Here is a 13,175-nt window from a genome sequence, read left to right as displayed (position 1 = left end):
GGAGGGGGCTATACATCCCCCCGTCGCGGAGGCAAATCGCAACTTTCCTCAACTAGACGGCTAGGCCGCACAAGGATCCATGAGAAGCAATCGTTCCTTCAGCACCTTCGAAAGCAGCTCACGCCGTCGCGGGACGCGCCTGCCACTCATTCCCATTGTTCTGATCGTCCTGCTTGCGGGTCTCGTCGCGCTGCTTTGGTCGCGTGGCGGCGAACAGCCGCAGCAGCGGGTGGAAAAGACCATCCCCGCCGAAAAGCTGGGCAAATAAATTCATGCGTCAAAGCCGGGTGAATGCGAAATGGGCGCTGGGGACGCTTGCGTTCGCTCTCGCGCTGCCGGTGATTGCGCAGGAGTCGCCGGAATCGCTCCTGCCCCCGGGCTTCGGAGAGGCGCCTCCGGCACCACCGCCTTCCGCGCCTCAGCCCGCGCGTCCGGCAACCCCCGGCGCGCCTGTGCCGATGGTTCAGCCCTTGCCGCCCAGCAGCGACGTACCGTCTGCGGACAACGCCTTGGCGGGCGAGGCGGTGGATGAGCTGTCCGAGGAAGAGCTGGCGGCGCAGAAGCAGAAATATGATCTGCCCCCCGGGGCGCAGCGGTCGCTGGACCGTGTTGGGCCGCTCACGCCCGCGCGGCTCGGCCTGGAACCTGATGCATTTGGCGGCCAGTCGGGCCTGTTTCTCGCGACATTGATGAAGGAAACGCGCGCGCCGGTCACGTCGCGCTGGGCGTCCATCCTGCTGCGCCGGGCGCTGCTTTCGGCAACGGACACGCCGCGCGATATCAATGGCGCAGACTGGGTTGCCGAACGGGCGTGGCTGCTGCTTCGGATGGGCGAAGCGGACAGCGCGCGGCTGCTGGTGCAGAGCGTCGATTCCGACAAGTTCACACCGCGCCTCTATGCCGTGGCGATGCAGACCTACTTGGCGACCGCAGACCCGGCCGGCTTGTGTCCGCTTTCCACCGGTGCGCTGCGCTATAGCAAGGAACCGGGATGGGACATGATGCGGGCGATCTGCCCGGCGCTGTCGGGTGATCAGGGTTCTGCCAGTGCGGCGCTCAACCAGGCGCAGCGGCGGGGGGTCGTGCGCGGCGTCGATTATCGCCTGGCAGAGAAGGTGGTCGGCACGGGATTCAATGCGCGCCGGTCGGTGAAGATCGAATGGGACGGCGTAGATGGGCTGACGGCGTGGCGTTTCGGCCTTGCCACCGCTCTTAATGTCGAAATCCCCGACGCGCTTTACGCCACGGCGGGGCGCCATGTGCGGGCATGGGAAGCGCGCGCGCCTGCATTGAGCGCGGTTCGCCGCCTGCCGGGTTCGGAAGCAGCCGCGCGACTGGGCGTTTTCTCCAATCAGGCGCTGGTCGGCTTCTACAGCCAGTTGGCCGCTGATGGTGATGCGACCCCCGAAATTGCCGACAAGGTCGATGCGCTGCGCAACGCCTATGGCGCAGGCTCGCCAGGAGAGCGCGTTCAGGGGATGCGGACGCTGTGGCGCGACAATGGTAACCCTGACTATGTCGGCCTGATCGCGACGGCGAAGGCGGCGGCCGCCTTGCCCGTCGTGACGATCGACGCGCGGGAGGCCGCCCATCTGGTCGCGTCCATGCTGACGGCAGGCTATGACCGCAGCGCCGCGCGGTGGAGCGGCGTCGCACGGCAGGCGGAAGGCGAAGGCGCGGGCGACCTTTGGGCTTTGCTGGCGGTGGGAGCGCCGAGCGCGGTGGTCGACATCAGCGAAGGGCGTGTATCCTCCTTCGCCGATGAGGCTGGCGCGGCAAAAGGCCAGATGTTGATTGCGGCTTTGGCGGGACTTGCCCGCCTCAATCCGCAGGCCAGTGCCTCCCTGGCGCAGGATAATGGCCTGAACCTTGCGGTGAACAGCCGTTGGGCGCGGGCGATTCACCAAGCCGCAGGGCGGGGAGAGAAAGCGACAGTCGCGTTGCTTGCCGCCGTGGGCATGCAGGCGGCGGAGTGGGATCGCCTGCCTGCCGCTCACCTCTATCACATCGTTGCGGCTCTGCATCAGGTCGGGCTCGACCCCGAAGCGCGGATGATCGCGGCGGAGGCCATAACGCGGATCTGAGCCCATGGGAGAGGATGGGGCGCTAATCGGCCGTTTTCTGGAGATGATGGCGGCGGAACGCGGTGCCTCGCGCAATACCTTGCTCGCTTATCGCGCTGATCTGGAAGGCGCGGCTAAGATTTTGGGTGGCCTCTCCGCCGCCAGCAAGGACGCCATTGCGGGGCTTGCCGCTGCCTGGGCGGAACTGTCCGCTTCTTCGGTGGCGCGAAAGGCTTCGGCACTGCGCGCCTTTTACGGCTTTCTGGAAGAAGAAGGGCTGCGCGGCGACAATCCTTCCGCTGCATTGCCGCGTCCGGTCACCCGGCGTCCCCTGCCCAAGATTTTGTCGGCGCAGGAGGTCGAATCTCTGTTCGCCTTGATCGAGGAGAAGCTCGCCGTCGCGCATCCGTCGCCGCTCGACCTTCGTCTCTCGGCCTTGATCGAGTTGCTGTACGGCTCAGGACTGCGCGCTACCGAACTGGTCTCCTTGCCGCGCAGGGCGCTGGCCGCGGACCGGCCGTTCCTGATCCTGAAGGGCAAGGGCGCGCGGGAGCGACTTGTGCCGATATCGGACCGGGCGCGAGCCGCCGTCTCCGCCTGGCTGCCGCACGTCCCTGAGACCAGCCCATGGCTCTTTCCCTCCGGCAAGAGCCATTTGAGCCGCATTCGCCTCTATCAGTTGGTGAAGCAGCTTGCCGCCGCAGCAGGCATAGCGCCGCAGCGGGTAAGCCCCCATGTGCTGCGCCATGCCTTCGCCACGCATCTCCTCGAAGGCGGGGCAGACTTGCGCGCGCTCCAGTCCATGCTTGGCCATGCCGACATTGGTACGACGCAGATATATACGCATGTCGACAGCCGCCGTCTGGTCGAATTGGTGAACAGCCGCCATCCACTGGCGACAATGCGCCATCGTTTCGTTGACGAAGAAGCGTCTGCACCCTAACGCCGTCGGCCATGGTTAGCTTTCTGGAATTTGAAAAACCTATCGCCGAGCTTGAGGCGCGCGTCATCGAACTGCGCGCGACGGCGAGCGCCGGTGATATCGATATCAGCGGCGAGATCGAGAAGCTGGAGCAGCGCGCCGCCAAGATGCTGGTGGACACCTATGCGAAGCTGACGCCCTGGCAGAAGACGCAGGTTGCCCGGCATCCCGATCGCCCGCACTTCAAGGATTATGTCGCGGGCATGTTCGACAATTTCATGCCGCTCGCCGGGGACCGGGCCTTTTCCGATGATCAGGCGATCATCGGCGGCCTGGCGATGCTGGGCGATCGCCGGGTGATGGTGATCGGTCATGAAAAGGGTGACGACACCGCCAGCCGCGTCCGCCACAATTTCGGCATGGCAAAGCCCGAGGGCTATCGCAAGGCAATCCGCCTGATGCAGTTGGCTGACCGGTTCGGCCTGCCTGTCGTGACGCTGGTCGATACGTCGGGCGCATTCCCGGGCGTTCAGGCCGAAGAACGCGGCCAGGCAGAGGCTATCGCCCGTTCGACCGAACAATGCCTGGCGCTGGGCGTGCCCATGGTCGCTGCGGTGGTGGGTGAGGGCGGCTCGGGCGGCGCGGTCGCGCTGGCTGCCGCGAACCGGGTGCTGATGTTCGAACATGCGGTCTATTCGGTCATTTCGCCTGAAGGTTGTGCCTCCATCCTGTGGCGGACCGCCGACAAGGCGAGCGACGCCGCCACGGCCATGCAGGTGACGGCGCAGCATCTCAAGGGTTTGGGCGTCATCGACCGGATCGTCACGGAACCCATCGGCGGCGCGCACCGCGAACCTGTGCAGGCGATCGCCAGCCTTGGCGCAGCCATTGGTGAAGAGCTGGACTCACTCGCAGGCCTCGGGCCCCAGGAACTTCGCACCGACCGGGCGGACAAATTTCTAGCCATCGGCGCTTGATCTCACTCTTCCTGAAGGAACATGCAGCCCGGAGCCTCGTTTCGTCCGGGTAACAGGTTCAGCATGTGGAGGAGCCGTGAATAAGGCATTGGCATGGACAAGCGGCGCGATTGCTATCGCGGCCGCCATCGCAGCACCGTCAGTTCTGGGGCAGCAACGCGCGATCCGGACGGTGACGTCGATCAGCCCGCAGGAAAAAGCAAGCGGAGCGAAGCAGCACCCGCAGCTGCTTAATGAATTTGGCGGCGCCTATACTGGCCCTCAGGCGAAATATGCCGAGACAGTGGGCCGTCGCATCGCCGTTCAATCCGGACTGTCCAACGCTCAAGGCGATTTCACCGTAACGCTGCTGAATTCGCCGGTTAACAACGCTTTCGCCATTCCCGGCGGCTATGTCTATGTGACCCGTCAGTTGATGGCGCTGGCCAATGACGAAGCAGAGCTTGCAGGCGTACTCGGCCATGAAATCGGGCATGTCGCGGCTCAGCATGGCCAGCGGCGACAGCAGGCGGCGCAGCGCAATGCCATTGGCGGAACATTGCTGCAGGTGCTGACGGGGGCCCTGCTGGGCGATTCTGCCTTTGCCGGGTTGCTGCAGAAGGGCATTGGCACGGGCAGCCAGTTGCTGACCCTCAAATTCTCGCGCACGCAGGAATATGAGGCCGACGACCTCGGCATCCGTTACCTTGCGTCCGCTGGCTATGATCCTCGGGCGCTATCGTCCATGCTGGCGTCCTTGGGTGCTCAAAGCAGTCTGGATGCGCGCGTGACGGGCAATGCGCGGTCTGTTCCGGAATGGGCGAGCACGCACCCCGACCCCGCGTCCCGTGTCGGGCGCGCGGCGCGTAACGCCTCCGCCCAGAAAACGTCCGCTGGTGCACGCAATCAGGATCAGTTCTTGAAGGCGCTGGACGGCGTCCTTTATGGCGACGATCCGCGGCAAGGCGTGATCGAGGGCAGCCGTTTCCGTCATCCAGACCTGCGCCTGGCTTTCACCGCACCTTCCGGCTTCGGCATGGAAAATAGCGCGAGCGCGGTCTCGATTTCCGGCTCTGGCGGGCAGGCGCAATTTGGTCGCGGCGCTTATTCAGGCGATCTTGGTGCCTATATCGACTCGGTCTTCGCTAAGTTGGGCGGCAGCAATAGCCGCGTGCCAGAAGGAGAGGTGCGCCGCACCACGGTAAATGGCATTCCCGCTGCGTGGCGCAGCATTCGGGCAAACGCCAACTCTACCCAAGTGGACGCGACCGTATTCGCCTATGATTTCGGCGGCGGTAAAGCATATCATTTCCTGCTCCTGACGCCTGCCGGGCAGGGAATAGGGCCATTCGCTCCCCTGGTGCAGTCGGTCACGCGACTCACGTCTCAGGAAGCAGCAGCCATAAAGCCGCGCCGCGTGAATGTGGTTACGGTAAAGGCAGGAGATACCGTGCAGTCGCTCAGCCGGCGAATGGCTTATCCGGATTATCAACTGGAAAGATTTCTCACGATCAATGCGCTCAAGGCTCAGGCAGTGCTTCGTCCTGGTCAGCGGGTGAAGATCATTATTTGAGATCTGGGCCGATCGTGCTGAGCGTGCGAGACAAAAAAGGCGGCGGGATCGCTCCTGCCGCCCTTTTCTAAAAGATCAGGTCGAAACTTACGTTCCCATGTTGCCCTGAACTTTGTTGAACGTGTTGGTCAGTTTGCCACCCAGGCTGGTCATCGCGCCGATAGCGGCGACTGCGATCAGCGCAGCGATCAGGCCGTATTCGATGGCCGTAGCACCCTTTTCATTCTTCAGCATCTTGCGAACGAACTTCATGTGAAGTCTCCTTGACTTGAATTCCCGTTTAACTACCCAGCCGCCCCGCTAGAAATAGGTCAGCAATGGACGGTTTATGAGGGTTAGGTTGACAAAGCTTTAATATCGTCGAGCAGGTCTGAGATTAATGGTTAATGCGCGAGAACTTCAGTTGCGACGTTGTTCCACATGCCCACGGTCTTGTTTGCGACGTTCGATACTGCAGCGATCATCGCGAGAAAAACGAGGGCCAAGATTAATCCATACTCAACAGCTGTTGCCCCCCGCTGACACTGCAACAATCCCGATCGGGACAGGCGTTTGATCACCCCACGCATTGTACCACCCGTTTATTGCAGACAGCCCCGCTTACCCCTGTAAAAGGGCCACAGTTAACAAACCCCTTTTGCTGGACTGATATGACGACAAATTTCCCGCTTCTGGTCGTTGCTGCAGCGTTGGTCGATCCGGACGGCCGGGTGCTGCTTCAGCAACGGCCCCCAGGCAAAGCCATGGCGGGCCTGTGGGAATTTCCTGGCGGAAAGGTGGAAATGGGGGAGGCGCCAGAAGCGGCCTTGATTCGCGAACTGGAGGAAGAATTGGGCATCCGCACCCATGCAAGCTGTCTTGCGCCCGCCGCTTTCGCCAGCGAGGCGCTTGGCGACAGGCACCTGCTCCTCCTGCTCTATGTTTGCCGAAAATGGGAAGGCTTGCCCGAAGCGCGGCACGCTACCGATCTGAAATGGGTGAGGCCCAATCAGATGTATGCGTTGGACATGCCTCCCGCCGACTTGCCGCTGATCGGCTTGCTCGATTCGCTGATTTGAGAAAGGGGGCAGGCGAACAAGCGCCCACCCACCTTATGAATCAATCTTCCGCAGCTTTGCTCTGAAGCTGGATATAATTCTGGATACCCATGCGTTCGATCATTTCGAACTGGGTCTCCAATGTGTCGACATGCTCTTCCTCGCTTTCGAGGATCGACTGGAACAGGTCGCGGCTGACATAATCGCGTACGGTCTCACAATAGGCGATCGCGTCCTTCAGGACGGGAAGCGCTTCATATTCCAGTGCGAGGTCGGCCTTCAGCACCTCTTCGACCGTTTCGCCAATCTTCAAACGGCCGAGCAGCTGGAAATTGGGCAGACCATCGAGAAACAGGATGCGTTCCGCGACCTTGTCCGCATGCTTCATCTCATCGATCGACTCTTCATATTCGAACTTGGCCAGCTTCTCGATGCCCCAATGATCGAGCATCCGGTAATGCAGGAAATATTGATTGATCGCGGTCAGCTCGTTCTTGAGGACCTCGTTGAGATAGTCGATGACCTTGGAGTCACCCTTCATGGCGCTGTCCTCCGGCTATTGGAATGAAAGCGTAACTATAGGGTGCGTGATCCGGTTTGTTAACCCGAAAGCCCAGGAAAACAGCCATTTTTCTCTAGCGCTATTGCGTCGAGTTCTCGGCGACTGAAGGGGATTAACTGCGGATGATTTGCAATGCTGATCAGGCGCTGGCACGCTCGGCAGCGATCAACGTGCGGGCGAAGGGGACGCACTGCCCGCATTTGGGACGACGGCCGAGACGGGCATAAGCGCTGCAGGGGGTATCCGCGCCACTGCGCACGGCTTCCTTAAGATCCTTTTCGCGAATGGCATTGCAGACACAGACGACCATGAGGCTCTCCCTGAATCGGGAAATATCTCAGATGATAATGGGTCGCAATAGAATATTAGATGCTGTTGCGAATCTTTTGCGTTTTTCCTCGCGCGAGGGTGCGCCAAAGCCATTCCGAAGGTCCGACGGCGAATCGGGCAAGCCATGCCGTCGACCACACCAGCATGAAAAGCCAGGCGCAGAGCACCAGCAGCGGCAATTGCGACGGCCGCAGCAGGGCAAATAGCCCGAGACCCCACCCATAAAATAGGGCGCACATGAAGAGGCTGCTGCCCAGATAGTTGCTGAGCGCCAACCGACCCGTGCGCGCAACCGCCATCACGATCCGCCGCTCACCATGGCCGACGAACACCCATAGGATCAGCGCTGCCCAGCCCACCGCGAGCGGGATGCGGAAGGGAAAGGACCAGGCAAGCGACGTGGCCAGGGATGGCAAGGCAGGGAAATCCCGCAGGATCAGCCAGGCTGCGAGACCCGCCATCGGAAGCAGCCCGATCAGGAAACAATGCTTGGCCGTGCGCCAATATTGCTCCGCTTGCCACCGTCCGGTCAGAAACCCGCCCTTCAGCATGGCCATGCCCATCAGCATGAAACCGAGCGTGTCGAACGCGCTGAGGAAAAAGGACCACCACCAATTGCTGACATAGAGCTCAAGATGATGCGCCACTATGGTTGCAAAGCCGCTCCGGTAGGTGGCGATTTCTTCTCGGATCGCGGGATCGTCCGGATTGCTCAATGCGCCGATATAGCGGGCAAAGCTGTCCTTGAGGGTTGCAGCGGCGTCTGGCGCGGCGGCCGTCTCCGCCCATCCATGGAGGCTAAGGACAAATGCCGTGCAGATCAGGAAATGAGCAAGGAAGAACAGGAACGCCCATTTGAGGAGCGACAGCGGCTCCTTACCGATGAACATCATCGCGACGAGCCCGATCAGGGCATAGTTCATCAATATGTCGCCGGACCATAGCAGCATATAATGCGCGAGGCCGAAGGCGAAGAGCCAGGCTGCCCGGATGATCTGCGCGCGCTGCCCGTTGCGCCCCGCCATTTCCTCGCGATCGATCAAAAGCAGCATCGACGCGCCGAATAGCATGGAGAAGAGGGCCCGCATCTTGCCGTCGAACAGCAGGAAGCTGGTCAACCAGAACAGCTTGTCGCCAACCGAAAGCGGCCCCGCGACGCTCGGATTGAAATAAGCGGTCTGCGGCAGGGCGAAGCTGCTGATGTTCATCCACAATATGCCCATCGCCGCGCAGCCGCGCAGCACGTCCATGGCGGCGATCCGGGATGAAGGGGCGATCATGTGGCAAGGTTCCTTAAAGACGCTGGAAAAGGCGGCGTTGCTCTGCCATGCGACTAGCCATGAACAGCGGCCGCAAGCAACGGATAAGCGAGGCGTTCGGCGCGGCGGCGGATCATTATGAGGATCATGCCGGTCCGCAGCGCGCGGCAGCGGCCTTGGTCGCCGACCTTGCTCAATGGCAGAAATCTTCCGGGGTGGAGCGCATTCTGGAAATCGGCTGCGGAACGGGGCTGTTGACCCGCGACATTCAGCAGCGATGGCCTGCGGCCGAACTGTTCGTTACCGACCTCTCGCCAGAAATGCTCGCGCGCACCGCGACCGGAGCCTTTGTCGCGGGCACTTTCCTCGCAATGGATGGAGAAGCGCCTGCCTTCGAAGGCGAGTGGTTCGACCTGATCCTTTCCAGCCTGGCCTTCCAATGGTTCGACGATCTGGAAGAAGCGATCGCTCGCTTGGTCGGCTTGTTGAAGCCGGGCGGAAGCATCATTTTTTCGACGATGGGGCGGGGGAGCTTCGCGGAATGGCGCGCAGCTCATGAAGCCTGCGGCCTGATACCCGGCGTCCCTGACTACCCGTCGATTGGCGAACTATCTTCCATGCTGGCCCGGTATGAAGACGCGTTCGTTTTCGAGGAAGACTATGCTCTCCACTGCGGCGGCGCGCGGGGCTTGCTCTCGCATCTGAAAGGGATCGGCGCGGTGGTGTCCAGCGAGGGGCGCCAACCCCTTTCCCCCAAGGACCTCAGAAAGGTGATGGCCGTATTCGATGCGGAGGGGGGCGATGATGTCTATCAACTGCTGTTCGGGCGGGTGACGAGGTCTGCCTGACCCGCCCCGCCCATCAACTCGCCAAATCCGCCCTTACAGTTCGGCATCCATCAAATTGGGGAAGAAGCCCTCATGTGCTAAGCGGAGATCGGCAAGGCTGACGCCCGCGACCTGGCCGCCGCCAACGGTCCCGATCTTCACCGCGCCCGGAATGTCCACGCCCGCCGCTGCTGTCACGACATAACGGCCCTGATCCTCGCCAAAGGCTGCTGCGGTGGTCAATTCTGTGCTGAGCTCTGCGCCCTTGCCGCTCGCGAGCGCCATTTCAGCGATGGCGACGAGCAGGCCGCCATCCGAAATATCATGAACCGCGCTGACCTTTCCGTCGGCGATGAGCGCGCGGACCGTTTCCGCATGAGCGCGCTCGGCGGCGAGGTCGACCTTCGGCGCTTCCCCGGCTTCGCGGCCTGCGATTTCACGCAGCCAGATGGACTGGCCAAGATGCGTGCCTTGGCCACCGATCAGCCAGATGGCGTCGCCCTCCTTCTTGAAGGCAACGGTCGCCATCACATCGATATCCTTGAGCAGGCCGATGCCGCCGATCGCAGGCGTGGGCAGGATGGCCGAACCGCCACCCGTCGCCTTCGACTCATTGTAAAGCGACACATTGCCCGACACGATCGGGAAGTCGAACGCGCGGCAGGCATCGCCCATGCCGTCGAGGCAGCCGGTCAGCTGCGCCATGATCTCAGGCCGCTGCGGATTGGCGAAGTTCAGGCAGTTGGTGACGGCCAGCGGCGTCGCGCCGACTGCGCTGATGTTGCGATAGCATTCCGCAATGGCCTGCTTGCCGCCTTCATAGGGGTCGGCATAGCAGTAGCGCGGGGTGCAGTCGGTGCTGATCGCGATGCCCTTTTGCGTGCCATGGACGCGGACCACCGCGGCATCGCCGCCAGGACGCTGCACCGTGTCGGCGCCGACCATATGGTCATATTGTTCCCAGATCCAACGGCGGCTGGCGATGTCGGGCGAACCCATGAGCTTTACCAGATCCGCGCCAATGTCGCTGCTTTCCGCGATCTCGCCCAGCGGCTCGACCTTGGCCCAGGCCTTATAGTCTTCCTTCCGCATCGATGGGCGGTCATAAAGCGGCGCATCATCGGCCAACGGAGCAAGCGGGATGTCGCAGACGGTCTCGCCCTTGTGCACCAGCACCATGCGGCCGGTGTCCGTCACATGGCCGATAACCGCGAAGTCCAGTTCCCACTTGCGGAAGATCGCTTCGGCGAAAGCTTCCTTGCCCGGCTGGAGCACCATCAGCATGCGCTCCTGGCTTTCCGACAGCATCATTTCATAAGCCGTCATGCCGGTTTCGCGCTGCGGCACGTCATCCATGTTGAGCTGAATACCGACGCCGCCCTTCGATGCCATTTCCACCGACGAGGAGGTGAGGCCTGCCGCGCCCATGTCCTGGATCGCGACGATCGCGTCGGAAGCCATTAGTTCAAGGCAAGCCTCGATCAGCAGCTTTTCGGTAAAGGGATCACCGACCTGCACCGTTGGGCGCTTGGCGTCCGCATCGTCGCCGAAGTCGGCAGAGGCCATGGTCGCGCCATGGATACCGTCGCGGCCCGTCTTTGAGCCAACATAGACGATCGGATTGCCGATGCCCGACGCGGCCGAATAGAAGATCTTGTCCGTCTCCGCGACGCCCACGGTCATCGCATTGACCAGGATGTTGCCGTCATAGGCCGGGTGGAAATTCACCTCGCCGCCCACCGTCGGCACGCCCACGCAGTTGCCGTAGCCGCCGATGCCATGAACCACGCCGCTGATGAGATGCTTCATCTTCGGATGATCGGGACGGCCGAAGCGCAGCGCGTTCATGTTCGCAACCGGCCGCGCGCCCATGGTGAACACGTCGCGCAGGATGCCGCCCACGCCCGTCGCCGCGCCTTGATAGGGTTCGATGTAGGACGGGTGGTTGTGGCTCTCCATCTTGAAGATCGCCGCCTGGCCATCGCCGATATCGACGACGCCCGCATTCTCGCCGGGACCGCAAATGACCTGCGGGCCTTCGGTCGGCAGCTTCTTCAGGTGGATGCGGCTCGACTTGTAGGAGCAATGCTCCGACCACATGACCGAGAATATGCCCAATTCGGTAAGGTTGGGCTCGCGCCCGAGGGCGTTCAATACGCGGTCATATTCTTCCGGCGAAAGGCCATGTTCGGCGACGATTTCCGGGGTGATCTGAGTGGCTGCGGTCGACATGAGCGCGCCTTTAGCCGGGGAGGGGCGGATAGACAATCCTTGGCCAGCCCAACTCGGGAAAACATGCTATTAATATGCGTTGGATCACGGCCGGGAGGACGGAAAATGGAATGGATGTTGTTGCCGCTGCGTCGCTACGCCCGTCTTTCGGGGCGGGCGCGGCCGAAGGAATATTGGATGTTCATCCTCTTCCTCCTGATCTGCTTCATCGCGATCAGCCTCATAGAGGGGCTGCTGGGGCTCAGCACGACGGAGCATTGGGTGCGGCGTGGGCCATGGTGGTTCGACACCGGTTATCAAACCCGCGGCGGCCCACTCACGGGCCTGTTCGGCCTCGCCATGCTGATCCCATGGCTGGCGGTAGCCGTGCGCCGTTTGCATGACACCGACCGGAGCGGCTTCTGGCTGTTGATCATCTTCTTTCCGTTGATCGGCAGCCTTATTCTGTTGGTGTTCTTCATCATGAGCGGGACGCGCGGGGCCAACCGCTTCGGTCCCGATCCGATTGAAGTTGGCGAGCCTGAACTGGCGTCCCCGTCGCCCAAATGAAAAAGGCCGGGCGGTGAGGCCCGGCCTGTGAAAGACATGGGAGGCGGTGATCAGGCCTTGCAGCTGATGCCGCTCTTGCCCGGAAGAGTTGCGATGATCTGCTTGCCGCTGCCTTCGACCGAATAGCCGCCTTCTGCCGTAAAGGGCTTGCCCGGCTCTGCCGCGACGAGCTTCGTCGGCGCGCCAGTCTTTTCAGTGCGGAGGTTCGCGGTCTTATCATCGCTCAGGAAGTCGACGAAGATCAGGCTGTTGTCCTTGCAACGATACTGATGGCTCACCTTCACGGAAGGGGGGAGTTCAACAGGCGCTGCGTTGGCGAGTTGCGCAGCCATCGGATCGGCGGGGCCGCCGACGACTTCGGGTTCATCATTCTTGTTGCAAGCGGAAAGGAGGCTGAGAGCAACGACGGAAATTAGGGGGAGATAATATTTCATAGCGGTCCTTCTATGTGCACTTGCTGACGCAAGCGTCAACGCAAAACTGCCAAAATCCCGCCATTCTTGTGGCTTCTTTCATGACGCTTTCGTGACGAAGTGGTCGGGAATCAGGGCTCCGGCACGGTGCGGACTTGACCGCGCCTCCAGCGCCCGCCAATGCAGAGATCATGGCCGAAGACAGCAAGACAGAGCCGGGCGACTTGTCCCAATTGTCGTTTGAAGATGCGCTGCGCGCACTCGAGACCATTGTCCGGCGGCTGGAGAGCGGCGATGTGCCGCTTGACGAGTCGATCTCGCTCTATGCCCAGGGTGAAGAGCTGCGCAAACGCTGTCTGGACCGCTTGCAGGCCGCCGAAGCCCGTATCCAGAAACTGACCCTCGACCAAAGCGGCGCCGTCACGGGTGCCCAGCCGTTCGGCGCGGATTGA

16 protein-coding genes are annotated in these 13,175 nt (G+C 61.9%); 9 read left to right on the top strand and 7 right to left on the bottom strand.

What is annotated here, in order from left to right; genetic code table 11:
- Window positions 1-79: 79 nt before the first annotated feature.
- The 5 genes from ACYU8T_RS06975 (at window position 80) to ACYU8T_RS06955 (ending at window position 5,514) form a co-directional block, all read left to right on the top strand.
- Window positions 80-268, top strand: a complete 189-nt coding sequence (locus ACYU8T_RS06975; protein ID WP_097091295.1) for a hypothetical protein — start codon at window positions 80-82, stop codon at window positions 266-268.
- Between the two features lie 4 nt (window positions 269-272).
- Window positions 273-2,084, top strand: coding sequence for a hypothetical protein (locus ACYU8T_RS06970; RefSeq protein WP_461158932.1), 1,812 nt, complete (start codon window positions 273-275; stop codon window positions 2,082-2,084).
- Window positions 2,085-2,088: 4 nt separating this feature from the next.
- Entirely contained in the window at window positions 2,089-3,006 is a 918-nt protein-coding gene (locus ACYU8T_RS06965) for a tyrosine recombinase (protein WP_461158931.1), read from the top strand.
- 11 nt (window positions 3,007-3,017) lie between these two features.
- On the top strand, window positions 3,018-3,962 hold the full coding sequence (locus ACYU8T_RS06960) for an acetyl-CoA carboxylase carboxyltransferase subunit alpha (protein WP_097091298.1): 945 nt from the start codon (window positions 3,018-3,020) through the stop codon (window positions 3,960-3,962).
- 76 nt (window positions 3,963-4,038) lie between these two features.
- Complete coding sequence (locus ACYU8T_RS06955; RefSeq protein WP_461158930.1) at window positions 4,039-5,514, top strand: M48 family metalloprotease; 1,476 nt, start codon at window positions 4,039-4,041, stop codon at window positions 5,512-5,514.
- A gap of 87 nt (window positions 5,515-5,601) precedes the next feature.
- Here the strand turns inward: ACYU8T_RS06955 and ACYU8T_RS06950 are convergent, their stop codons facing one another.
- Window positions 5,602-5,766, bottom strand: a complete 165-nt coding sequence (locus tag ACYU8T_RS06950; RefSeq protein ID WP_461158929.1) for a Flp family type IVb pilin — start codon at window positions 5,764-5,766, stop codon at window positions 5,602-5,604.
- Window positions 5,767-5,897: 131 nt separating this feature from the next.
- Window positions 5,898-6,083: a Flp family type IVb pilin gene (locus ACYU8T_RS06945; protein ID WP_201513539.1), complete on the bottom strand. Its 186-nt coding sequence runs from the start codon at window positions 6,081-6,083 to the stop codon at window positions 5,898-5,900.
- A gap of 81 nt (window positions 6,084-6,164) precedes the next feature.
- On the opposite strand from ACYU8T_RS06945, the gene ACYU8T_RS06940 reads away from it, so the two are divergent.
- Entirely contained in the window at window positions 6,165-6,572 is a 408-nt protein-coding gene (locus tag ACYU8T_RS06940) for a (deoxy)nucleoside triphosphate pyrophosphohydrolase (RefSeq protein WP_461158928.1), read from the top strand.
- Between the two features lie 40 nt (window positions 6,573-6,612).
- Here ACYU8T_RS06940 and bfr read toward each other — a convergent pair whose 3' ends face one another.
- The 3 genes from bfr to ACYU8T_RS06925 all read right to left on the bottom strand — a co-directional run bounded on the left by bfr (window position 6,613) and on the right by ACYU8T_RS06925 (window position 8,723).
- Window positions 6,613-7,092, bottom strand: coding sequence for a bacterioferritin (gene bfr / locus ACYU8T_RS06935; RefSeq protein WP_097091301.1), 480 nt, complete (start codon window positions 7,090-7,092; stop codon window positions 6,613-6,615).
- Window positions 7,093-7,252: 160 nt separating this feature from the next.
- Window positions 7,253-7,423 (bottom strand): (2Fe-2S)-binding protein, encoded by a 171-nt coding sequence (locus tag ACYU8T_RS06930; protein ID WP_097091302.1) that lies wholly within the window; start codon window positions 7,421-7,423, stop codon window positions 7,253-7,255.
- Between the two features lie 55 nt (window positions 7,424-7,478).
- Window positions 7,479-8,723: a DUF418 domain-containing protein gene (locus tag ACYU8T_RS06925; protein ID WP_461158927.1), complete on the bottom strand. Its 1,245-nt coding sequence runs from the start codon at window positions 8,721-8,723 to the stop codon at window positions 7,479-7,481.
- A 59-nt stretch (window positions 8,724-8,782) separates the two neighbouring features.
- Between ACYU8T_RS06925 and ACYU8T_RS06920 the strand changes: the two genes are divergently transcribed.
- Window positions 8,783-9,550 (top strand): methyltransferase domain-containing protein, encoded by a 768-nt coding sequence (locus ACYU8T_RS06920; RefSeq protein ID WP_461158926.1) that lies wholly within the window; start codon window positions 8,783-8,785, stop codon window positions 9,548-9,550.
- Window positions 9,551-9,583: 33 nt separating this feature from the next.
- Here the strand turns inward: ACYU8T_RS06920 and purL are convergent, their stop codons facing one another.
- A complete protein-coding gene (gene purL / locus ACYU8T_RS06915) occupies window positions 9,584-11,761 on the bottom strand; it encodes a phosphoribosylformylglycinamidine synthase subunit PurL (protein WP_461158925.1) in 2,178 nt (725 codons plus the stop codon).
- A gap of 105 nt (window positions 11,762-11,866) precedes the next feature.
- Here purL and ACYU8T_RS06910 point away from each other — a divergent pair, with 105 nt between their 5' ends.
- Window positions 11,867-12,310 (top strand): DUF805 domain-containing protein, encoded by a 444-nt coding sequence (locus tag ACYU8T_RS06910; RefSeq protein ID WP_461158924.1) that lies wholly within the window; start codon window positions 11,867-11,869, stop codon window positions 12,308-12,310.
- Between the two features lie 50 nt (window positions 12,311-12,360).
- Here the strand turns inward: ACYU8T_RS06910 and ACYU8T_RS06905 are convergent, their stop codons facing one another.
- The gene (locus ACYU8T_RS06905) at window positions 12,361-12,744 is read right to left on the bottom strand and encodes a hypothetical protein (protein ID WP_097091307.1); all 384 of its coding nucleotides are present in this window, start codon (window positions 12,742-12,744) and stop codon (window positions 12,361-12,363) included.
- 170 nt (window positions 12,745-12,914) lie between these two features.
- Between ACYU8T_RS06905 and ACYU8T_RS06900 the strand changes: the two genes are divergently transcribed.
- A complete protein-coding gene (locus ACYU8T_RS06900; RefSeq protein ID WP_461158923.1) occupies window positions 12,915-13,175 on the top strand; it encodes an exodeoxyribonuclease VII small subunit in 261 nt (86 codons plus the stop codon).

This window comes from Sphingobium sp. TomMM35A (assembly GCF_054771735.1).
The sequence above is the reverse complement of the archived record's forward strand: the minus strand, read 5'-3'. Positions and strand labels throughout refer to the sequence as shown.